The organism is Pseudoalteromonas sp. DL2-H2.2 (assembly GCF_021532535.1).
Classification (GTDB): Bacteria; Pseudomonadota; Gammaproteobacteria; order Enterobacterales; family Alteromonadaceae; genus Pseudoalteromonas; species Pseudoalteromonas rubra_A.
In genome coordinates, this window is the sequence record NZ_JAKGBD010000008.1 from 46,161 (window position 1) to 68,765 (window position 22,605).

The following is a 22,605-nucleotide window of genomic DNA, read 5'->3' on the forward strand; positions in this document are numbered from 1 at the left end:
TAGCGCGTTGCCTCAGTAGTGCAACGCGCTTTATATTATGTATTATCACCACCGATAGGTGTAATTGAGCTTCACGGCGGTCTCACTGAATCGCGCTTGTTTGTCATGCCAGCCATCCTCTAAGTCGTATCCTTTATTAATACTCAGCTGATAGAGCTCATCCGGTGCGGGTTCATAGCGCAAGCGGCTAAACAACGAGAAACTGTCAGACTGGGTGTTATGTTGAAACAGGGAATTCCACGACCATTCGCTGTTGAAAGCAATATTCACTTTCAAACGGGTATTATACATGTTGCTTTTCTCGCCCGCGCGCTCGTAATAGTACATATGACGTCCAAGCTGCACATACAAGTGCTTGTTTGGACGCGTATTTATGGTCAAGCTGAGGCGCTCTAAATCAGCATCAAAAAAGTCGCCTTTAACAACCCGGCCGCTGACGAAAACAGGTCGATCACTGGCGCTTTCATAGTACAAGTTCCACTGATTATAATCATACTCGCCTGTGGCAAACGCAATATTATCGCGGAATTTAAACGGATCTTTGAGCACTTTATTATACATATCATAACTGATGTGGAAGTAGTCATTAGACCGGGTTTGTATGACTAAAGGTTGTAAGAACAGTTGCTGGCCTTTCTTTTCGCCTTCGGTACTTTCCCAACGTTTATAATAGGCTCTGACCTGGTAGAGGTTAAGATTATCTCCGAGCCAGCCTGTTTGCGGACGAACCCGGTAATGGCTGGTGAGGTGGTAGTATTTCAGGTCGGTGCGATTCACAAAGCCCAGCGCCGGGTTAAAGTCCTTGCCGATATAGCGATATTTGGCATTCAGGTAAAACTTATCATTGGGCAGCAAAAACGCCAGACCATAAGACTTGCTGTCACTGTCGGGTGTGTCGTCTGGCACGTCAATGGACTGATAAAAGGCGTTAGCAATCAATTGCTCTTCACCAAATAATAAATCGTCAAAGCGATAATCAACCCCAGTCAGGGCATGACTGGCACTGTCATCGGCGCTGCCATGGGTGAGTATGGCACCGAGCTGGTGACGCTCGCCAATATGCTGTTTGGCTCTGGCGACACTGAGCTGAGTGGTTTCGTCACTATTGCCATCTTGTTCCTGATTGACGCTTAATATGCCTAAGTCGGTATTACCCACACGACCCGTTAACTTGGTCCCCCAGTTAACATCCAGAACGCCCGATTGTGGCCCCTGACCAATACGTCGCGAATAAAAGGGCATGCCGTTATAATCATCATCATCCATGCCGCCAAAGCGGAAGATCTGACTGTCCTGTAAAAAGAAGTCACGCTTTTCGCTGTAGTACTGACCAAACCGGGTCATGTTCATTTCGATTTCGTCGACATCTGTCCCGGAGAAGTCCGTATTCAGAGTGAGCTGACCCGTCAGGCTGGGTGTAAATCGGTAGGTGGCGTCAAGGGAAGGCTCAAAGCTGCTCTCGTCGAGCGTATCTTTGTAGGCCAGTCCTGGCTTAACTTCAACTCCCAACCCCTGGTCCAACTCGCCAAGCCCGGAAATGGGCGCAGTTTGTGATGCATGCCAGCCTGCTGAGTTGGGGTTGTTAAGATTCCAGTAAGACTGCACGTAGGGGCTGGAGAGCTTGTGGCGTAATTGCAACCCCCAGTTTGGGGCATCCGGGTCAAAGGATAAAGACTGCATGGGGATGGCAATTTCCACTGTCCAGCCATCTTGCTGTTGCTGTGTTTTGGCATACCACATGGTTTTCCATTCGGCGATATATTCCGTACCATTCACCAGGCCATCTTCGCGCACGCCAGAGGGGGTAACATGAAATAAGTAGCCATCGGATTTATCATGATTGGTATCCAGGATCAGGCCAAAATAGTCTTCATTCCAAATCCGCTCGCCCTGAGTGAGTACCCGGTCCACTATGGTGTTAGCAGGCTGAGTGATTTTGGCGGCTACATAAAAAAAGTGTTCATCGTAGGCCACATAGGCGGTGATTGGGTATCTGGGCGTACCACCCACGGTTGGCCGGAATTCAACAAACTCGGTGATCACACGGGCGTTGGTCCATTCATCAGGCGCAAGTTCACCGTCTATGTTCGGGGCTGTAGCAAGCCGGGGGATAGCGGTGTCGCTCTGGGTAAACTGCTGCCAGGGTCGAATGGGTTCTGATGTTTGCTGCGCTGCGCTGCAAGTCGTGTAAAGGGTGCATAGTGCTAAGCTTAGTGCGTTCAACTTATTCATTGTTTTATCCGTTTCGTAAAAAGCTGGCTCCATTGTTGTTGCTGCGAAAATAAAAAGCGTGAGAAAGGCGCGAAATGAGGTGACAAAGTGAGGAAATTATGTGACTAATACCTGCCTAACTTAATGAATAAACTGGTTTTAAATTTTTAGTATGTAAAAAGGACCGCTTATGCACTATCCAGCCCCTTTAACCTCTGGCAGTACCATTGCGGTAACTGCATTCTCCAGCGGTGTTGCATCGCCCCTGCACGCACGCCTTGAGCTGGTGCTTGGCGACCTGGCTCGGCGTGGGTTTAATGTACTCGAAGGTCGTTGTTTGCGTGAAGACCAGTTGCATGTCAGTGCGCCTGCAGCGCAGCGAGCCGATGAACTGATGCGATTTTTGCTCGACGATCAGGTGGATGCCATCATGGCGCCCTGGGGCGGAGAAATTGCCATGGATTTGTTACCTTTGCTGGACTGGCAAGCATTAAAGCAGGTGCGACCAAAATGGCTGATGGGCTTTTCCGATATCAGCACAGTGCTGAGCGCGTTTACCAGCAAGCTCGGCTGGGCAAGCGCGCATTGTACTAACCTGATGCAGTTGTCGCTGGCACAAAGCGATCCTTTAACAGCCAATACTTTTGCGCATTTGCAGACGCCAACAGGTGAAGCCTTTACTCAGCACAACGCGCCGTTTTTTGAGCATGGCTTCAGTAACTATGCCAAGGACAGTCATGCCGTATTTAACCTCACTGAACCAGGCGGCTGGCAGTTGCTGGGGGACGATGCTAGCAGTAAAAAACCGGTGTCTTTTCAGGGCAGGCTGATTGGCGGTTGTCTGGATACGCATATGCTGATGTATGGCTCTGAGTATTTTGATCCCCAGTCGCTGCTCAACAGGCACCCGGACGATAAGCTTATTTTTTACTTTGAAAACGCCGAGCAGTCTCCGACAGCTTACTACCGGGCGTTGCAGAGTTTTAAATTACGCGGTGCGTTTGAGCATGCCGCCGGCATTCTGATTGGTCGCAATGCGGTATCCGGCAAGGCCGGTAAAGCTTTTGATGGAGAAACTGCGGTGAAAATGGCACTGGGCGACCTGTCAGTCCCCATCGTCACGGGTGTCGATATTTCACATATTGCCCCCAATCTGGTGGTAATAAACGGGGCGCTTGCGGAAGTTTCACTTTGTGGCGAGCAGTGGACGTTGGTCCAGCACTTACGTTAGCCTGCTATCTGCTTGCAAGGGACGGGCGTTGCTCGTCCCGAAAATCTGTTACTGGTCGTAAAACGCCCCTGGTTCGGTAAAAGGTCCTTCATTTTATTCATCTTTTGGTTTTACAGTGCCTGCGCTGGTTTATCGTTTTAGGAACGCAAGGGCATTATGATCAATCGCGTATTACTGGTTTTATTCTTTTTTATTTCTCTGATCCCGACATTAACTCAGGCAAAGCAAGCTGCAAATAAGCAGCGTGCTGAGCAAAGTGTGGTGATCATCTCGCTCGATGGCTTTCGCTGGGATTACATCGAAAAGCACAAGGCTAAAAACCTGGCTTCTATCGCCGCACAGGGTGTTCGGGCCGAATACCTGGAGCCTGTTTACCCAACCAAAACTTTTCCCAATCACCTTTCTATTATTACCGGATTGCTGCCGTCCAATCATGGTATTGTTGGTAATCATTTTTGCGACAGCGCGCGCGATCAGTGTTACAAAATGGGCCGCGGTCAGGACGACAGCTCCTGGCTTAAGGGGATCCCGCTTTGGAACCTGGCAGAAATGCAAGGCTTAAAGGCCGCAACCTATTTCTGGCCCGAATCGGATGCCCGCATTAATGGCATGACACCCAGCTATTTTTACCACTACTCAAAGCACAGTGACTACCAGCAACGCATTGACCAGATAGTGCAGTGGCTTAAGCTGCCTGCACAAACGCGCCCCCGCTTTGTTGCCGGGTATTTTTCACTGGTGGATACCATGGGACACGACTTTGGCCCGGATGCACAGCAAACCTATCAGGCGGTGCAAAAGGTAGACAAACTGATTGGCCAGCTTGCAAGACGCATTCAGCGCGAGGTTGAACAGGATGTAAACCTGATCATAGTGTCGGATCATGGCATGGCGCAGCTCGACCCGGAGCAGCGTTTGCAGTTGTCGGACTTAAGCGTCGATCTCAGTGACTTCGTCGTTAAAAACAGCGGTACCCAGGTTTGGTTGTACAAAAAGCCAAAGGCAACGTTAGACCTCGATGAGGTGCGTGCTCAGCTGATGCGCAATGCCCGTGGTCGCTACCATATTACCAGTGAAGCAACCCTGAAAAGCCGTGGCGTAACCATCAATTCAACGACTGCCGACATAGTGATTGAAACGCAGGCGCCGCGCTATTTTGCCTATGATGACAAAGATAAGCACTACGGCACCCATGGCTTTGCAGTCACACCCGATATGCACGCCACCTTTGTCGCTGTCGGGCCCGCGTTTAAACAAGGCGTAGAAATTGGCCCGGTGAAGAACCTCGATATTTACCCGGTCGTGGCGCAGATCCTGGGCCTTGACTTGCTGTCTGATATCGACGGTACGGGCGCGTCTTTATTGCCGGCGCTTCGACATTAATCCCGTATAGGGCGGGGCAATGGTTTAGTGATGCAGGCCAGGCATTTGCAGGGCAGATGGCACAGTGAACACAAATGAACGATTGGTTTTCTGAATTATTCCTGAGTTACTCACAAGATAGTCACAAAATCTGTGGGTAATAAATGAATGTTTAATAGAAACAATGGTTTAATGGTCGTTTTTACTGTGCGTGAACGGTCGCACAATGAGCGGATTGTCCACAAAAAAGGCTGCCCTGAGCAGCCTTTTCCACTGTGCTCTTAAGCTTACAGCGACAGATTATTTAAAATCTCGTCGTCTACGCCATTTGGCAGTGTCACTTTAAGCTTAGGCGTGCGGGCCATTTCGCGTTTAATCGCAAAGTTGGCTTCTTCGTTGCGAGCCCAGCTACGACGTGCAATACCATTGTTCACATCGAACAACAGCATAGATTTCAGACGACGCTCAGCATCGCTGCTGCCATCAAGCACCATACCAAAACCGCCGTTGATCACTTCACCCCAGCCAACGCCACCGCCGTTGTGGATAGATACCCAAGTTGCGCCACGGAAGCTGTCGCCAATCACGTTGTGAATGGCCATGTCCGCCGTGAAGCGGCTGCCATCATAGATGTTGGAGGTTTCGCGGAACGGTGAATCTGTGCCACTTACATCGTGGTGGTCACGGCCCAGTACTACAGGGCCAATGTCGCCGCGTGCGATTGCATCGTTAAAGGCCTTGGCAATTTCCATACGACCTTGTGCGTCGGCATACAGAATACGCGCCTGTGACCCAACAACCAGTTTGTTTTGCTTGGCATCTTTGATCCAGGTGATGTTGTCCTGCATCTGCTGCTGAATTTCAGCCGGAGACTCTGCCATGATCTTGTTCAACACCTCAGCCGCGATGGCGTCGGTTTTATCCAGATCGGCCGGGTTGCCAGAAGCACAGACCCAGCGGAACGGGCCAAAGCCATAGTCAAAACACATAGGGCCAAGAATATCCTGCACGTAAGACGGATATTTAAAGTCGATGCCATTTTCGGCCATCACATCGCCACCGGCACGGGATGACTCTAGCAAGAAGGCATTACCGTAATCGAAGAAGTAAGTGCCACGGGCCGTGTGCTTGTTCACCGCATCGGCATGGCGCTTCAGCGTAGCCTGCACTTTTTCTTTGAAGACCTCAGGCTCTTCGCGGATCAGTCGGTTAGACTCTTCAAAACTGATATCGACCGGGTAGTAACCGCCTGACCAGGGGTTATGCAGCGAGGTTTGATCTGAGCCCAGGTGAATAAAAATATCCTGCTCGTAGAAGGTTTCCCAAACATCGACAATGTTGCCGATGTAGGCAATTGATACCACTTCTTCGTTCGCCTGCGCGGTTTTAACGCGCGCAACCAGCTCGTCCATGTTGTCTACCAGCTCATCAACCCAGCCTTGCTGGTGACGTTTAGTGGCAGCGGCCGGGTTCACCTCGGCGCAGACGGTAATACAGTTAGCGATGTTGCCCGCTTTAGGTTGTGCGCCACTCATGCCGCCAAGACCGGCGGTCAGGAAGATCTTGCCTTTCGGGCTGTCGCCTTGTTCAAGGACTTTACGGAAGGCGTTCATCACAGTGATGGTGGTGCCATGAACAATGCCCTGCGGGCCAATGTACATGAAAGAACCCGCCGTCATCTGGCCGTACTGAGTCACGCCCAGCGCGTTGAATTTTTCCCAGTCATCAGGCTTTGAGTAATTCGGGATCATCATACCATTGGTGACAACAACGCGCGGCGCGTCTTCGCTAGACGGGAACAAACCCATCGGGTGACCAGAGTAAATGTGCAGTGTCTGGTCGCTTTCCATTTCGCTCAGATACTTCATGGCCAGCAGATACTGTGCCCAGTTCTGGAATACCGCACCGTTACCGCCGTAAGTGATCAACTCTTCCGGGTGTTGGGCTACTGCCGGATCCAGGTTGTTGTCGATCATCAGCATAATGGCTGCTGCCTGCTGACAATTGGCCGGATAATCGCTTACTGAGCGCGCTTTAAGGTCGTAGTTAGGCTTAAAGCGGTACATATAAATACGGCCAAAGTTTTTCAGCTCCTCGGCAAATTCTGCCGCCAGCTCCTGATGCCATTCTTTCGGGAAATAGCGCAGGGCGTTACGCAGCGCCAGTTGCTTTTCGTCGGCTGATAAAATGTCTTTACGCTTGGGGGCGCGGTTGGCACCGGCCGGGTAAGGCTTAGGCGCTGGTAACTCGCTGGGGATCCCTTGCTTTATTTGGTCCTGAAAACTCATACTGGTGGTCATTGTTATTTTCCCCTTAGTTAACCGTAAATGCTTGTGACTTAACCAATGCGACCATGTGATCAATGTCGGGTTTAAGCAGTCTGTCTTCTTCAAGTTTGGCGACTTTGCTGCGGATCAGCGCAAAGTTCTCTTCAATCAGGTCTGAGCAAGTGTTAGGACGTCTGAATTCAATGGCCTGGGCGGCATACATCAGCTCAATGGCAAAGATTTTCTCCAGGTTGCCCAGGATCTGGTTCAGTTTACGACCCGAGATACTGCCCATAGACACATGGTCTTCCTGGCCCATAGAGGTGGGTACGCTGTCTGCCGAGGGCGGGAAGCACAGTGATTTGTTCTCAGTGACCAAAGCCGCGGTGGTGTACTGTGGGATCATCATGCCCGAGTTCAGACCGCCAGAAGTGGTCAATAAGCGCGGCAGGCCGTGCAGACCTTCCAGCAGCAAATAACAGCGGCGGTCTGAAATGTTGCCCAGCTCAGCAGCGGCGATTGAGGCGTAATCCAGTACCATGGCCAAAGGCTGACCGTGGAAGCTGCCACCCGAGATGGCTTCTTCGCTGCTGATCACAATCGGGTTGTCGGTCACTGAGTTCATTTCAATTTCAGCCAGCTCTTTAAGGTGGTTGTAGGCGTTACGAGACGCACCATGCACCTGTGGAATACAGCGCAGTGAATACGGGTCCTGTACGCGGTCGCACTCTTCGTGGTCGGCCATATTTTGTGAGTCTTTGAATAAACGGCGCATGCGCTTGGCCACTTCCAGGTTACCGGCAAAGGCGCGAATTTGGTGCAGCTCTTCACGGAACGGCGACTGGCTGCCCTGCATACCTTCGATACTCATGGCACCTGCCACGTCAGCTAAGTCCAAAAGATAGCGCATTTTGGTCAGCGCGGTAATGGCGTGCGAGAGGATAAACTGAGTCCCATTGATCAGGGCCAGACCTTCTTTGGCGTGCAGCTCCATTGGCTCCAGGCCATGTTCTTTCAGCGCTTCGGCCGCGGGTACAATTTTGTCGCCCTGCCAGAATTCACCTTCGCCAAGCAGTGGCAGGAATAAGTGAGACAGTGGCGCAAGGTCACCTGATGCACCCACTGAGCCTTGCTCCGGCACCACAGGAATAAGATCCAGCTCAATAAACTTCAGCATACGCTCCACGGTTTCCAGACGAATACCTGAGAAGCCCTGACTCAGCGCATGGACTTTGGTGATCAACATCAGCTTAGAAATGGGCTTAGCGATTGGCTCGCCAACCCCAACAGCATGAGTGATAAGCAGGTTTTTTTGCAGCAGATTGGTTTCTTCTGGTGAGATTTGCGTGTCGCACAGTGGACCAAAGCCGGTGTTAATACCGTATACGGCTTTGTCTGAGGCGGCCATCACTTCCACGTTACTGCGGCTGGCGTTGATTTTATCCAGTGCTTCCTGACACAGCTCGGCTTTGATGCTGCCGTCGGCAATGCCGTTGACTGTGTCCAGGTCCAGACGATCGATACCATATCTAAACGTCATTTTATTCTCCTAAATATCATCTTGTTACATGCAGATGGTGTTTTTATCCCGCAATCCTAACTTGCTGTGGTAGTTTTATAAATGCATAATTATCGTAATTCATTCCGGCTTTATCGAACTAAAAGTGCCGAACTCAAAAGTGCCGAACTAAAAGTATCGAACTAAAAAGTGTCGAACTAAAAAGTATCGAACTAAAAGTTCGAGCGAGTAAGGGGTGTCGTTTTGGTTGAACAACGTGCGTTTAACCTCGGTCATCCCGCACTTGATGCGGGAACTACCAACCGGCAACCTGGGTGTTAAATCTGACGACCGAATAGTCTGGGCGTAGATCCCGGCTCAAGGCCGGGATGACGCGAGAAAAGGGTAGGTTTTCGTGAAAAGGTGTGATGGTGGATAGTTTGATTAGTGTGCTTTTATGCTTCGTCATTCAGCACTCAATTTCAGCTCTCCTGCACCCAACTCCGGTCAATCAACACCCAACTCCGGACATTCAGCACCCGCTCCGGTCATCCCGCACTTGATGCGGGAACTACTAACCGACAACTGGGTGTTAAATCTGACGACCGAATAGTCTGGGCGTAGATCCCGGCTCAAGGCCGGGATGACAGGAGAGAAGGCCGGGTTTTTGTGAAAATGCGAGGAAGTGGATAGTTTGATTATTGTGCTTTTATGCATCGTCATTCAGCACTCAATTCCAGCTCTCCTGCACTCAACCCCAGTTATTCAGCATCCAACTCCGGTCATCCCGCACTTGATGCGGGAACTACTCACCGGCAACTTGGGTGGTAAATCTGACTGGAGAAATACGGTAAGCCGGAGCATTACAAGACATAAATAAAAGAGGTAAATACGCGTGCAGGTACAAGACGTTGATTTAAGACTACTGAGGATCTTTGTCGCTATTGTGGAGTGTGGCGGCTTGTCGGCTGCGGAGTCGCGCCTGAACATCGGCCGTTCGACCATTAGTTCGCACCTGTCGGATCTCGAAGTGCGGCTGGGCCTGAAATTATGTAAACGCGGGCGCAGCGGCTTTGAGCTGACTGAGCCGGGCAGGGTGACCTATCAGGCGTCCCTGGAGCTGTTACAGCAATGCGAAGCCTTTGCCAGTACTGTGGCCAGCTCTAAAAACGAACTCTCTGGAAGAGTGACTATTGCCACCATAGATACTATGGTCAGCGATCCCCGTTGCGGCGTGGCGCGGGCCATTTCGGCGCTCAAAGCGCGCGGTGGCAATATTCAGTTTGATATCCAGGTGTGTGAAGCCCGTGAGGTCGAAACCTCAGTGGTAAACGGCCGCTCTCTGGTTGGATTGGGCGTGAGCCGCCATCAACTGCGCGGCCTGGACTATTATCCGCTGCATAATGAGTACAACTATTTATATTGCGCGCAGGGTCACCCTTTGTTTGATCAGGTGGAAAGTGACCTAATAGAAAGTGAACTGCTAGAAGATGATGTGGCTGAAAGCGACAGTGCAAAATTAGAGGCATTACTGGCCGAGGCTGAGGTGATCACCAGTAACTACCTGCGCGATAAAGAAGTACGCAACGATGGCCTTAACTACCAAAACAGCGCCATTGCTTATCACGATGAAGGCATTGCCCACTTAATATTGTCCGGTGAGTTTATTGGCTACCTGCCCGAGCACTATGCCAGCTACTGGGTCGATAAAGGCATATTCAGAGCCATACAACCAGAAAAATACGCCTATCAGATCCCGGTGATGCTGATCACGTCAAAAAGCAACAGCGCCTCACCATTGGCTGAGGCGCTGATAGAAGAAATAAAGCGGGTGCATGATAGGGCATGATGAGAGAAAAGAGTCTAGTGATAGACTCTTTTTAAACTTATCAAAGTGTAGATTCATGAGTGTGGCTTGATTTGACAGAAAGAATAATCATTGTAAGAAGTAATCCACATGTCAACGCCCAAGCGATGTATATTAGTGCTTCAAAGCTGTCATATATATATGTGATGTCTCTTATTAGGAACGCATTTCTTAATAAGTGCTCTCCTAATGCTAGTGCATAAATAATCGAAGTATATATGAAAGTCCAGTGAAATAGGCCGTCAAAGTTTGTCAGCTCTATGTTCTTAGATTTGGATATTAGTCTAGACAGCTGAACTCTAAAAATAAAAATAAAAACTGCAAGTAGGCTAAGCACTAGTTGAGAGCCAAACACCATTACTCCGTTGAGCAATTTGCTTTCAACTGTAGGGACAAGATTTACAATGCCATAAGCAAAGGCTAAGTATTCGGCAAAGTTTATTAATAACAGGAACGCTGAAATGTGGCTTATATTGGGGTTGCTTTTCACTATGCCAAATATAAGTGAGCATACAAGCGCAATCAAATAGATCTCTGAAACAATCTTTGGGTTAGCAACTAAAATATAAAAAGCAGCTAGGGAAAATATTGATAGCATTATGAGATGAGAGAGTTTCATTTCTTAACCTTTAAAAGTAGCTCCGGGCAAATTATTCTTGCTAGAGCCTAGAAAAACTAAACGTGCGACTTGTGGCTCTACAGGTTTCCATGGGCCTGAACCACATATACCTTTGCATGCTTGTACATTTAACTTCTTAAATCTATCAACCTTTGCTGGATTGACTACCAGGCCACCCGACACCTTTGAGCTTAAATCATCGTTTAAGCTAGGGTTGAATTTTGCTGTATGTGTACCTGAGGAGGAAACCTGCTTATCAGACGTAGCGCCTTTCACACGAGGATCATTAGGTTCATAAATACCGCAACCCGATATCAATTCCCCCTGGTCAGTAGATAAGGTTTTTTTGTTACTCAGAGCTTGGCCCTTCTCCTTGCCTGTTAAATTAGTCAGAGTAGCCAATTTAGTAAGAAGTGTAAGCGGGCGTATCTTTTTCATTTTTCGTCATCCTGTAACTTTGACACATCATGGCGGTTTAGACTGCCACTTATCTGTCTGATTTCATTGAGTAAAGCGCGTGTATCTATTTTACAAAGCATCAGCCAGCGAAAAAGCTGCTTAGACTTAATGTCACTGACACCCTGCTCATAGTTACTGATTGTCTTGCGGTCGCACTCTAACTTTCTGGCCATCAGTTCCTGGGATATGCCGGCGTTTTTCCTCATTGCCTTCAAATCATCGCCATCAATCACGTCCTTTTTTTCCTTTTTTGTTATGAATGCGGAGACTTTTCCACATTCGAATGAACATAATCTTAACAAGAAAGTCGCAATGTTAATACAAAAAGGGAACATGTCAAACGGACTTAAGTTAGAGATATTGATCTGGTTTGTGTTTGTATCACTTTAACAGCCGTGCGGGACTGTTAGATACACGATATTTCTTAACGTTAAAAAGGTCAACAGGGCGTTTACATTGGGTGCGATTTTTCTTTCAGTTAAAACCGGGTGAATGGGCTTGAAACCGTGTTTTTCAGGCGTGTTCTATACAACAGGGCCAGCGCGTGTGCAGGCCGTCATAAAAGCGTGTAAAAGGATTAGGCGATGAAAAATGATGCATTTGCCAGAAAACAGCGAATTAATAAAATGTTGGACCGTTTGCAGTGTAACCTGCGTCAGTTACGGCATAAAAACAAGCTCTCTCAGGCCAAGCTGGCCGCCAAACTGAATGTGGACCAGTCCACCATCAGTAATTTTGAGTCGGGTCGCTCTGTGATGACCATAGAGCACGTATACGAATTATATTTGATGTTTGGCGAAGACTTTTCCTGCCCGGAAATCTTGTTTTCTGAGCAAAGTAAGACCAAAAACAAGGATGAATGTTTTCAGGAATAAATCCGTAAACCGGGCGAAGTACTTTGGTCTGGCCGTCTTATCATCGTAAGCGTCACCTGAACACCACCTAGCTACTGAATTCGCTCAGCTTATAAAGTACAGCTCTGATTTTAATTCGGAGCTGAATATGCCTAAACACAAAACCGCACAGCAATGGCTGAAACTTATCGAACAACAGGAACTCAGTGGTTTGTCTGTCACTGACTTCTGCACGCAGCACAATCTCAGTACCAAGTCTTTTTATAATCGCCGAAGTAAGCTTCGCAGTAAAAAAACCACCTGAGTCATCTTTTATTGCCGCCAAGCCTGCGTCTGAGTCCGCTTCTCTGCCTGAGTTGTTGCAGCTCAAGCATGGTCAGAGTACGGTGTTGTTGCCATCAAACACTGACGCTCAGTGGTTGGCTGCACTGCTCAGGGCGCTGTCATGATCTGCTGGCACAATGAGTCTGTTTACTTGCACCGCCAGCCAGTAGACTTTCGTAAATCCACCAATGGCCTCGCGGCGATTGTTGAGCAAGAAATGGCTGCACACGCGATGAGCGGCCAGGTGTTTGCGTATTGCAATAAAAACAAGGACAAGCTGAAGGTACTGTACTGGGATAAAACCTGTTTTGCCTTGTGGTATAAGCGCCTTGAAAAAGACAAGTTTAAATGGCCCGACAAATAAGATGATGACGTCGTTACACTCAGCGCCGAACTTCGTCATCCTTTAACTTTGACGCATCATAGCGGTTTAAACTGCTATGATGCGTCTGATTTTATTGAGTAAAGAGTGTGTATCTATTTTGCGTATGGAGCGTCTGGCTTTACCGCTTAAAAGCACCTGAGACGCGAGGATCAGTAGGTTCATAAATACCGCAACCCGATACTAATCCCTCCTGACCAGCTAATAAGGTTTTTTTGTTACTCAGAGCTTGGCCCTTCTCCTTGCCTGTTAAGTTAGTCAGAGAAGCCAATTTAGTGAGAAATGTAAGTGGGCGTATCTTTTTCATTTTTCGTAATCCTTTAATTTTGACGCATCATAGTGGTTTAAACTGCCACTGATCTGTCTGATTTTATTGAGTAAAGAGTGTGTATCTATTTTGCATATCAAGCGTCTGGCTTTACCGGCTTAAAAGCACCTGAGACGCGAGGATCAGTAGGTTCATAAATACCGCAACCCGATACTAATCCCTCCTGGCCAGCTGATAAGGTTTTTTTGTTACTGAGAGCTTGGCCCTTGTCCTTGCCTGTTAAGTTAGTCAAAGAAGCCAATTTAGTGAGAAATGTAAGTGAGTGTATCTTTTTCATTTTTCGTAATCCTTTAACTTTGACGCATCATAGTGGTTTAAACTGCCACTGATCCGTCTGATTTCATTGAGTAAAGAGTGTATATCTATTTTGCATAGCATCAGCTAGCGAAAAAGCTGTTTAGGCTTAATGTCACTGACACCCTGCTCATAGTTACTGAATTGTTTTACGGTCGCATTCTAACTTTTTTGCCATCAATTCCTGGGATATGCCGGCGTTTTTCCTCATTGCCTTTAAATCATCGCCATCAATCACGTCCTTTTTTTCCTTTTTTTATTGTAATGCGGAGACTTTTTCATATTCGAATGAATATAATCTTAACAATAAAATCATAATGTTAATACAAAAATAGAACATGCCAAACTGACTTAAGTTAGAGATATCAATTTATCTCGTTGCAATCGCAACACTAACAGCCATGCGGGACTGTGAGTTATACGATATTTCTTAACGTTAAAAAGGTCAACAGGGCATTTATATTGAGAGCGGTTTTTCCAACAGATTAACTCGGTGGGTGTGCCTGAAACGCTGCTTTTCAGGTGTATCCGATAAAAACACGGTCAGCGCTTGTGCAGGCCAATATACAAGCGTGTAAAAGGATTAGGCTATGAAAAACGATGCTTTTGCCAGAAAACAGAGAATCAATAAGCTGATGGGACGTTTGTAGTGCAACCTGCGAAACTTACGATATAAGAACAAGCTCTCCCAGGCTCAGCTTGCCGCTAAGCTTAACGTGGATCAGTCCACCATCAGTAATTTTGAGTCGGGCCGCTCTGTGATGACCATAGAGCATGTATACGAATTATATTTGATGTTTGGCGAAGACTTTTCCTGCCCGGATATCTGGTTTTTTGAGCAAAGTAAGACCAAGAACAAGGATGAATGCTTTCAGGAATAAAGCCGCAGAACTCCCCCGGCCTGGCCGTCTTGTAACGGATTGCTAACTGTCGCTGGGGAAGGCCCTAATGCTAAAAAAACCAGACGCTTGTCTGGTTTTTTAGGTTTATACCTGTGCTGTTTAACGCACTACCTTGTATTTAACGATGCGCGTTTGGCATCAGGAGAGTGAACAGCAAAGTAATACTCAGTGATTAACGCTCAATGGTGGTGACCCATTGTTCAAAGTCGATGATTTGGCAATAGCGTGAGCAGCGAACAGTTAATCTACCGCCGGTAATGGCCGGTGTTGCATCGCTAGGTAGTTGCTTTCGGTCAGCGCTTAGGCTTTTGATGTCCTCAACGCTGTTGTGTTTGTACTAAAATGTACACGCCAGCGCTGGTCAAGTTTAGCCGGAATTGCAAGCAGGCCCACAAAGCCGATGCAAATCAGTACATCCCAGTACCACTGGGCGGTGGTATATGCATGGCTCCAGGGCAGTAAAAAGTAAATCACCACGCAGTGAAAGGCGAAAACCGGCAGGGCATGCTGGCCGATAAATACCGGGTATCTCAGGTTAAAAAACCACGAAAAACGACGCATTAGCAGCATGATTAAATACGCGCTCAGCAGCAAATTAACCTGATAGAGCACGGAGGCGCTGCCGTGGCCCGCAAAATAGGGCTGCATCAGTTGCGGGTAGCCATGTCTGACAACAAAAAAGCAGCCCACACCGCTTAGCAGCAAGATTCTCAACGCAGGGGTAAAGGTCAAAGTATGGCCTTTATCAAACTTCAGATAACTGAGCATTACACCCAGATAAAAATAAATTTGCCACGCGAAGGGATCAAAATGGCTGACGTTCAGGGTAATATCGCTAAACACTCGACTAAATGGCGCTGCCAAAAACTCAGCGGTGACAAACTGGGCCAGCAGCCAGACTGACAAGGAAGTGGCGACCACATACCAGGCTTTGCCACGCTTAAGTGCGTGAATAGCAAAGGGCAAAAATGCCATAGGCACCAGGTAGAGGATCAGAATATCGTGAAAGCCAGGATGCTCGAGCAGTAAGGCGGCAGACAAAGCACTTTGAAAGGGGTTGCTAAACCAATTGGCGGCATTAAAAAAATCAGACCACTGCGGGATATATAAAGGAAACAGCGCCACCAGCGAAAAACAGATAACAATCGCGCTCAGATGAAACCCGTAAATGACCCAACAGCGCCGCCATATTTTGCGTTGCATTGTTTTGCTATCATGAGCCAGTCGCCCATACACCAGATAAGCCACAAATCCGGATAAAAACACAAATCCCTCGGCGGCCGACACAAACCCCAGCGGGGTGCGGGTAAACTGAGTAACAAAACTGCCAAACAAGTGGTTACAGGCAATAATGATAAGCAACCAGCCTCTCAGGCCGTCATAGGTTAAATCTCGGCTCATGCTCTCTCCTTAAGCCTCACAGACTTTGCCCGCAAGCGGGTGGGCCATGTCATCGAATAGGGTATAGACTTTTAGGTACAAAACTTAACGCAGAGAATGGATAGAGACAATTGAGAATGTTTAATAGTTACCGGAAGGAACATTAACAAGGATTGTGGCTTGCCCTCATATATACAAAGTAAGGGAGCATGGCAATTTAAGCTCCCTAATGATGAATTACTGATACAAGTGAGACAATTCGGCCGGAACCTGAGTCGAGATATTAGCGACTCGCTCTGTGGTGGTGTCTATCCCAACAAACGTAGTTGTGTCATTACCAGGTACGCACAATGTGGTTGTGATGGGGCCGGTTGTCTGATTGGCTTGGGTAAAATTCACCCGGGTAATGCTGGAGGCACTGGTGTTGAGTACCGCCAGGTTCATACAGCCTGCCATCATTGGAAATTTCACGCCGTCTTGCTTGGTATTGTAAGGCAGGCGGGCCAGCTCAAAACCCAGGTTGTTGGCATTTTTGGTTGTTTGCATACTGGCGCGCCCGTAATTGGCCACCTGATGCGAAGAGCGACCATAGACATTTAAGGTTGCTGTGGGCTGTGCATTGTCTAAAAAGTAAAAGTGCACATTACTGGACGGGATCAGTACCGTTGAAGTTTGTTCTTGCGAGTTCACATACATCCAGCTTGAGATCTGTTGCATGGATTTATGCATCGATGCTCTTCCCCAGTGTATGTTTGACAGGGTAACCGCACCGCTCATATTTTCAATTGTACAGGCGTTTTCACTATACAAGATTGTGCATGTCCCGCCGTTATTTTGATACTGATAATCCAGTACTACCTGAAATGAAAAAGCATTCTGGCCCATGATTGGCATAGGAACAGAATGATTGGTGCCATCTGTGGTGGCTGCGAGTTTAAAGGTGATATCCTGACCTGCGTTCGCGTCGAATCCGAATGTTAAAGAAGAAGCTAAGGCAAGGCTTAGCGCAGCTTTTGTGAATTTCATTACTTATCCTTAATTTTGTGATCCAAAGTATTTATCTTTCGACGGTCAGCAACAGTAAGCAAACCTGCCTGTAGGTGACTTACAACGCATGTCTCAGGCATTCGTATACTTCAATCAACAATTACATTTGGAGTGTTTTTGGAAACATTAAGTTAACAGGTTGGGGTGGTTTCTACAACAAGACAGTGAGCTTTTGGTATAGCGCGAGTCAATCAACATTGGTTGCACATTGTCGTGTTACAGGTATAAGGACAATGACGCACCTCTGAAAAACGATAAGTGAGCACTCTGATGAATAGAAAAACTTGTTCTGTTTGGCGTACTGCTGATGCCGGTATAATCTTGGAACGATTGTAAGGGGAGCATGATGGTATTCAGGCGCTTCAAACAAAAAATAGCTAACCTAGTCAGTGAAGCCAAGTTTGAAAAAGTGGCTTGAGAATCGCTCAACAAGTGTGTTTGATCTGTAATTGCTAAAATACCTGTCGGGGCGGCTATGGAGCCGCCCTGATTGCAGGTGAACTTAGCCGGCCGCCTGATATGGCGAATTGGCTATTTTGCTGGTGGAGATCTGCTCGGTCAGGTTGGTTGCCAGTGTGTTCCTGGGAATATCAAAGGTTTTACCATTGAGCGCACAGAGATCTAGCTTGTTCAGGTCTACACAATACACTTGTGGCGATGCATACAAACGCACATATCGGATCCTTATTGTTTGTACTGTTTAAAAGATGGCCAGCTACATAGCAAAGCAGGCCGCTACCCGCACTACAGCGTCTTCATAAATTCAATGATCTGCCACTTTTCCTCGTCGCTAAACTCGGTGCCATAGCTGTGGCCAAGGTTGGAGTTACCGGGCATGATTTGGCCATTACTGGCGTTTACTCTGAACTTGTTCAGCCCTTGTGTGGTGACATAGCCCACATTGACCGGATCGAACTCACGACTGCCCACCCAAAACTCGGTGACGCGCTGCTCAGGTTTTCCAGCTCTTTAACCACCGAGATCTTTTGCCCGTCAGTGCCGGTTCTTTCAGGAATGTTGCCGGCCTTCAGGGCTGTGGGTAAGTCCTTCAACACCAGACCGACCACCCCATTGACAGGCACATCGATGGCGTTGTCGACGGCCTGAAACTTACTGCCGATCAGGATTCGTTCTTTGGTGCCCTCTAAAATCAGCGTTTTAGCCATATGGCAGGAAGCGTTATTGGCCGTTACCGGATCGGTGCCCAGGTCAGAAACCAGAGTTTGATTGGCAATATAATTCAGGTGTTCTTTTTCGCGGGGGATCAGTTGGTGACAGCTGGCGCAGGCTTGTTTATACAGTAGCTCACCTTTGGCCGCTTTTTGCGTATCTATAGCGGGCAGATACTCAACCGGCCACTGAGGTGACCTCAAAGTCTTAACCCAGGACTCAAGATAGCCCAGCCCAATCATGTCGACGGTCGAGCTGTAGCGGAACTTTTTACCCCAGATGCGTTGCCAGACAGGCGCTTCTTCTATCTGTAATTCGCCAAATACGCCAACCATCTCGCCAATATTGCGCACTAAAGGGCCGACAATGGGGGTATTCGGAGCGGAGGCGTTCCACTGCACCACGTCTGACTGGTGAGTACCCCACAAAAATGGATAAGACACAGGTCCGGTTGGGGTGTTTTTGTTGCTGAGGTCGTTGAGCGCAAATGCCGTACCGGCATTTTGAATATTGCCAAATGCATCTAAGCGGGCGTAGCTGGTAAAGTCTGCCGGGTAGTCATCTGGCAGGGCGTTGACGGCTTGCCTTTGCGCTGTTTGCAGTGCAACTTGTTGCAGTCGCTGTTTGAGGCTGGCACTGCTGCTGTTACTGTATTTAGAACCCAGTACATTGCGAGCAAAGCGCTCGAACTTGGCGTCGTCTTGTAGTGTATTGTTCAGGGCCGCAACCAGGCGATCAAAGAACAATACGAAGTTGGCCAGCGTCGGCGCGCCCTCAACCAGCATCTTGGTACCTTTGTAATCAATCTGGCTGGTATGACACGCCGCACAGGTCATGCCGACCCAGTTTTCACCGGTTTTTTTGGTTACTGTGCAGGGCAAAGCCAATGGGCAATCCCCCGGGGTTACGCTCGCTTGCCTTGCTGGGCAGGTATCGCAAAAATTCCATGTGCTCGCTGTGGCGAAACAGTTGCTGGTTGTCGGCCTGTTCCAGCCAGACAAACCAGGTGTAGGGAATGATCTGCGAGCCTTGTCCGGTAAACCAGAAATTTTCGCGAATTTTGTCTCTCCAGCCCTGATCTAACCACACCCTTTTAGGCACATCGCCATGCTCAGGGGTCACATCTATCGGATCAGCGGGTGCTGTATGACGGTTGGTGGTACAGCCAACTAAGACCAGCAGGCTGGCTGCGCTCAGGGCGCGATAACAGGTAACTTGCTCATTGGTTTTTCCTTGCGCTCAGAGAGATACAAAAGAGTAGTGGCAGGGCGAGCGTTTGGCTATTACAGCTAGTTACATATCAGGTGTGTTATCTGTTGTGGTTTAAAGGGAGTGTGGGGGTAGCGGCTGCGTTTATCTTAGCAGCCATTTACGGAGCACTTTTAACACCCAGTCCCGGTGTTTGAGCACAAAGCGGTTTTTCGGCAGCCAGCTGCTTGAGTACAACACCGTTTTGGCTTTCGAGAAAGTTAAAAACCCTTCGTAACCATGATAATGGCCCATACCCGAATGGCCTATCCCGCCAAAGGGCGCATCGTCCGCCACCACATGCATGGTGGTATCGTTAATGCTTATCCCGCCGCTGTGGGTGTGGTTGATGAGGCGGTCAATCAAAGCCGGGTTGTTTGACATAATGTACAGGGCCAGCGGGCGAGGGCGCTCCGTGATATACGCGATTACCTCATCTAAGCTTTCATAGCTCATAACGGGCAATAAAGAGCCGAATATCTCTTCCTGGAGCACCGCCATATCGTCACTGAGGTTAGTCAGTAAATGGGGGTAAACGCGTTTTTCGTCACCCGGCTCCAGTGCTTTGACCGCATGCACTTCGGCACCTTTGGCCTTTGCATCATCCAGTAATTGCATTAAGCGGTTGTGCTGGCGCTGTGAAATAATATGGCTTTGCTGATTGCGGTTGCTGCTGTTGAGGTGGTATTCGCTGTAGCGCGCAATAAAGGTTTCAATAAAAGTGTCCAGACGCGACGTCGGCACAAAAATATAATCCGGCGCCACGCAGATCTGCCCTGAATTGATAGACTTGCCCATGATCACCGCATCCACGGCAATCTTCATGTCGATTTGCTCGTCGATAATGGTTGGTGACTTACCCCCCAGCTCCAGGGTAATGGGCGTGAGGTTATCGGCAGCGGCTTTGGCAACTTGCTTACCAACGGCGGTAGATCCTGTGAATATCAGATGATCGAACGCCAATGCAGAGAATGCCGCGCCAATCTCTGCATCGCCTTCTACCACGTGCACATGATCGCTGATGTCTTCAACAATGGTGCGCAGCACCTGGTTGGCGTGGGGCGTAAACTCACTCATTTTGATCATCACCCGATTGCCTGCGGCCAGCGCCTGAATAGTCGGGCCCAGCGCAAGGTAGAACGGAAAATTCCAGGGAGTGACAACGCCAACAACGCCAAGAGGTTGATAATGCACCTTTACTTTAGAAGGGGCGAGCATCAGCCCGGCGTGGCGCTTGGAAGGCTGCATCCATTTTTTCAGGTGTTTAATGGCATACTTGATGGCCGCTATGGTTGGCATGATGTCGGCAAAAAAGGTATCGAATTCACTGCGGTAGCCGTAATCTTTCGATAATGCCTGGTAAACCTGTTGTTCGTGATTGATCAGCGACCGTTTGAGTTTTTTGAGCACCGCCACACGCTGCGCATGGTCCGGCGCAGGATCGCGGCGATAGGCCGACTGCATTGCCTGAAAATTCATCGTTAGCAGCGTTTGTTCAGATACTGTGCTCATATCGCTCATTGTGAGAGGCCTTTTTGTCTTGGTTGTTGGCAAAACGGTTTACCTGATAATAACCCTGATCTGCAGGTGTGTGAATAAAAGCTCTAAAATTGCTCAAAAATAGTTTCTTTCCCTGCTGTTTACTGAGTGCGTTTTTGCCCGCAACTCTGAACAAAATGGGTAAACTGTACGTAATATAGGAAGAAGCCCAAATACAGGAGTGAAGTGTTGAACAATAAATCGCGTCGTGTTCCGGCCAGTCGCCTGAGCAGGCTGGCCCATTTTGGTGGCCTGGCAGGTAAAGTGGCATCCAATGTGATGATTGCCGGTGCCAAACAAGCTTTGAGTGGTCAAAAATCCAGTCGCACTGAGTTACTGCTGCAACCGGGCAACATTAATGCGGTCGCTGAAAAACTGTCTCATTTACGTGGAGCGGCGATGAAGCTGGGCCAATTGCTGTCGATGGATGCCGGTGAGCTGCTGCCCCCTGAGTTGTCGGCTTTGCTTGCGCGCCTCAGAGCCGATGCCGCACCTATGCCACACAAACAGCTGGTTGCCACCTTTGCTAAAGAGCTGGGCCCGGATTGGCTGGATAAATTCAGCCACATTGAGCTGAACAGCTTTGCTCGTGCCTCGATAGGGCAAGTACATAAAGCCACCTCTGAGCAGGGTCAGAATCTGGCCATCAAAGTGCAATATCCGGGGGTTGCCGACAGCATTCACAGTGACGTTGATAACGTGGTAAGTCTGATTAAGCTCAGCGGATTGTTGCCAAAAACACTAAACATTCAGCCACTGGTTGAAGAGGCCAAACTACAGCTACTGGCAGAAACCGACTACCTCCTTGAAGCAAGTGCCCTCAATGGGTTTGCACAGGCACTGGCAGATAACCCGCATTTTAAGGTACCGGGCAGCTATCCATCACTCAGTACTCGACATTTGCTGACTATGGAGTTCGTCGAGGGAGAGCCGCTGGAAAACATGGTGACCTTGCCACAGCAGACTCGGGACGAGCTGGCGTTTCGGTTGATTGAACTGTTTTTCATCGAGATGTTTGAGTTGGGCATGATACAGACAGACCCGAACCTGGCCAACTATCAGTACAATCGAGCAAGTGGGCAGATTGTACTGCTCGACTTTGGGGCAACCAGAGCCATTTCACCCGAGTTGCGTCAGGGCTATAAAAAGCTGCTCAGGGCCGGGGCCGAACAAAACCGCGAGGCACTGAAACAAGCGGCCTGTGAAATAGGCTACTTTGCCGATGACATCGACGCGCACTATCAGCAGGCGGTGTTGTCTTTGTTCGACCTGGCTATCTCGCCACTTAGATCTTCTACGGCGTTTGACTTTGCCGCCAGTGGGCTCGCCAAGCAGATCAGCGAGCAGGGCAGGCAACTGAGTATGCAATCCAGGCAGTGGCATACGCCGCCGGTAGATGCCTTGTTTATCCATCGCAAGCTGGCGGGCTTATATTTAATCGCTGCCAGGTTGAAGGCAAAAGTTGACCTGACGCCTTTAAGGCGCTTTTTATAGCTGGTCTTTGCGACTAAGAAATGGCGGAACAGGGTCGTCAAGACGCTGTTTACATCGCAACTTTGACCATTTCACACGCATTTCACAGCGTGTAGCACATGCTGAATCCTCGATAATTTATTGAGGTAT

General features: G+C 48.6%; 20 protein-coding genes. 8 read left to right on the top strand and 12 right to left on the bottom strand.

The window, feature by feature from the left end; genetic code table 11:
- Positions 1-45: 45 nt before the first annotated feature.
- Entirely contained in the window at positions 46-2,232 is a 2,187-nt protein-coding gene (locus L1285_RS14475) for a carbohydrate binding family 9 domain-containing protein (protein WP_235412919.1), read from the bottom strand.
- A gap of 169 nt (positions 2,233-2,401) precedes the next feature.
- On the opposite strand from L1285_RS14475, the gene L1285_RS14480 reads away from it, so the two are divergent.
- Both L1285_RS14480 and L1285_RS14485 read left to right on the top strand, forming a co-directional pair.
- Entirely contained in the window at positions 2,402-3,442 is a 1,041-nt protein-coding gene (locus tag L1285_RS14480) for a S66 family peptidase (protein ID WP_235412920.1), read from the top strand.
- Between the two features lie 156 nt (positions 3,443-3,598).
- On the top strand, positions 3,599-4,825 hold the full coding sequence (locus L1285_RS14485) for an alkaline phosphatase family protein (RefSeq protein ID WP_235412921.1): 1,227 nt from the start codon (positions 3,599-3,601) through the stop codon (positions 4,823-4,825).
- Between the two features lie 266 nt (positions 4,826-5,091).
- Here the strand turns inward: L1285_RS14485 and L1285_RS14490 are convergent, their stop codons facing one another.
- Positions 5,092-7,104 carry a urocanate hydratase gene (locus tag L1285_RS14490; RefSeq protein WP_235412922.1) on the bottom strand — a complete coding sequence of 671 codons (2,013 nt, stop codon included), beginning with the start codon at positions 7,102-7,104 and terminating at the stop codon, positions 5,092-5,094.
- 13 nt (positions 7,105-7,117) lie between these two features.
- Positions 7,118-8,611, bottom strand: coding sequence for a histidine ammonia-lyase (gene hutH / locus L1285_RS14495; RefSeq protein WP_046004691.1), 1,494 nt, complete (start codon positions 8,609-8,611; stop codon positions 7,118-7,120).
- A gap of 853 nt (positions 8,612-9,464) precedes the next feature.
- Here hutH and L1285_RS14500 point away from each other — a divergent pair.
- Positions 9,465-10,418, top strand: coding sequence for a LysR family transcriptional regulator (locus L1285_RS14500; protein WP_235412923.1), 954 nt, complete (start codon positions 9,465-9,467; stop codon positions 10,416-10,418).
- A gap of 640 nt (positions 10,419-11,058) precedes the next feature.
- Here L1285_RS14500 and L1285_RS14505 read toward each other — a convergent pair.
- Together L1285_RS14505 and L1285_RS23880 are read right to left on the bottom strand one after the other, a co-directional pair.
- A complete protein-coding gene (locus L1285_RS14505; protein ID WP_235412924.1) occupies positions 11,059-11,493 on the bottom strand; it encodes a hypothetical protein in 435 nt (144 codons plus the stop codon).
- Positions 11,490-11,849 carry a helix-turn-helix domain-containing protein gene (locus L1285_RS23880; RefSeq protein WP_328285037.1) on the bottom strand — a complete coding sequence of 120 codons (360 nt, stop codon included), beginning with the start codon at positions 11,847-11,849 and terminating at the stop codon, positions 11,490-11,492. The genes L1285_RS14505 and L1285_RS23880 overlap by 4 nt, the downstream gene beginning before the upstream one ends.
- Positions 11,850-12,098: 249 nt before the next feature.
- Here L1285_RS23880 and L1285_RS14515 point away from each other — a divergent pair, with 249 nt between their 5' ends.
- The 3 genes from L1285_RS14515 (at position 12,099) to tnpB (ending at position 13,056) form a co-directional block, all read left to right on the top strand.
- Positions 12,099-12,389 carry a helix-turn-helix transcriptional regulator gene (locus tag L1285_RS14515; RefSeq protein ID WP_235412926.1) on the top strand — a complete coding sequence of 97 codons (291 nt, stop codon included), beginning with the start codon at positions 12,099-12,101 and terminating at the stop codon, positions 12,387-12,389.
- A 127-nt stretch (positions 12,390-12,516) separates the two neighbouring features.
- Positions 12,517-12,672: an IS66 family insertion sequence element accessory protein TnpA gene (tnpA, locus tag L1285_RS14520; RefSeq protein WP_235412927.1), complete on the top strand. Its 156-nt coding sequence runs from the start codon at positions 12,517-12,519 to the stop codon at positions 12,670-12,672.
- 141 nt (positions 12,673-12,813) lie between these two features.
- Entirely contained in the window at positions 12,814-13,056 is a 243-nt protein-coding gene (gene tnpB / locus L1285_RS14525) for an IS66 family insertion sequence element accessory protein TnpB (protein WP_235412928.1), read from the top strand.
- A gap of 139 nt (positions 13,057-13,195) precedes the next feature.
- On the opposite strand, the gene L1285_RS14530 is transcribed toward tnpB, so the two are convergent.
- Positions 13,196-13,381 (bottom strand): hypothetical protein, encoded by a 186-nt coding sequence (locus tag L1285_RS14530; protein ID WP_235412929.1) that lies wholly within the window; start codon positions 13,379-13,381, stop codon positions 13,196-13,198.
- 971 nt (positions 13,382-14,352) lie between these two features.
- Between L1285_RS14530 and L1285_RS14535 the strand changes: the two genes are divergently transcribed.
- Entirely contained in the window at positions 14,353-14,577 is a 225-nt protein-coding gene (locus tag L1285_RS14535; RefSeq protein ID WP_268836094.1) for a helix-turn-helix transcriptional regulator, read from the top strand.
- 321 nt (positions 14,578-14,898) lie between these two features.
- On the opposite strand, the gene opgC is transcribed toward L1285_RS14535, so the two are convergent.
- From opgC to L1285_RS14565, 6 genes are all read right to left on the bottom strand, one after another.
- A complete protein-coding gene (opgC, locus tag L1285_RS14540) occupies positions 14,899-15,999 on the bottom strand; it encodes an OpgC domain-containing protein (protein WP_235412931.1) in 1,101 nt (366 codons plus the stop codon).
- Between the two features lie 216 nt (positions 16,000-16,215).
- Positions 16,216-17,004 carry a hypothetical protein gene (locus L1285_RS14545; RefSeq protein WP_235412932.1) on the bottom strand — a complete coding sequence of 263 codons (789 nt, stop codon included), beginning with the start codon at positions 17,002-17,004 and terminating at the stop codon, positions 16,216-16,218.
- A 523-nt stretch (positions 17,005-17,527) separates the two neighbouring features.
- On the bottom strand, positions 17,528-17,698 hold the full coding sequence (locus tag L1285_RS14550; RefSeq protein ID WP_235412933.1) for a hypothetical protein: 171 nt from the start codon (positions 17,696-17,698) through the stop codon (positions 17,528-17,530).
- A gap of 71 nt (positions 17,699-17,769) precedes the next feature.
- Entirely contained in the window at positions 17,770-17,955 is a 186-nt protein-coding gene (locus tag L1285_RS14555) for a hypothetical protein (protein WP_235412934.1), read from the bottom strand.
- Positions 17,898-19,196 (bottom strand): di-heme-cytochrome C peroxidase, encoded by a 1,299-nt coding sequence (locus L1285_RS14560; RefSeq protein WP_235412935.1) that lies wholly within the window; start codon positions 19,194-19,196, stop codon positions 17,898-17,900. Before L1285_RS14560 ends, L1285_RS14555 begins: the two co-directional genes overlap by 58 nt.
- Positions 19,197-19,548: 352 nt before the next feature.
- Positions 19,549-20,964 (bottom strand): coniferyl aldehyde dehydrogenase, encoded by a 1,416-nt coding sequence (locus tag L1285_RS14565; protein WP_442960505.1) that lies wholly within the window; start codon positions 20,962-20,964, stop codon positions 19,549-19,551.
- 207 nt (positions 20,965-21,171) lie between these two features.
- On the opposite strand from L1285_RS14565, the gene L1285_RS14570 reads away from it, so the two are divergent.
- Entirely contained in the window at positions 21,172-22,476 is a 1,305-nt protein-coding gene (locus tag L1285_RS14570) for an ABC1 kinase family protein (RefSeq protein ID WP_442960506.1), read from the top strand.
- The last annotated feature ends 129 nt before the right edge of the window (positions 22,477-22,605 follow it).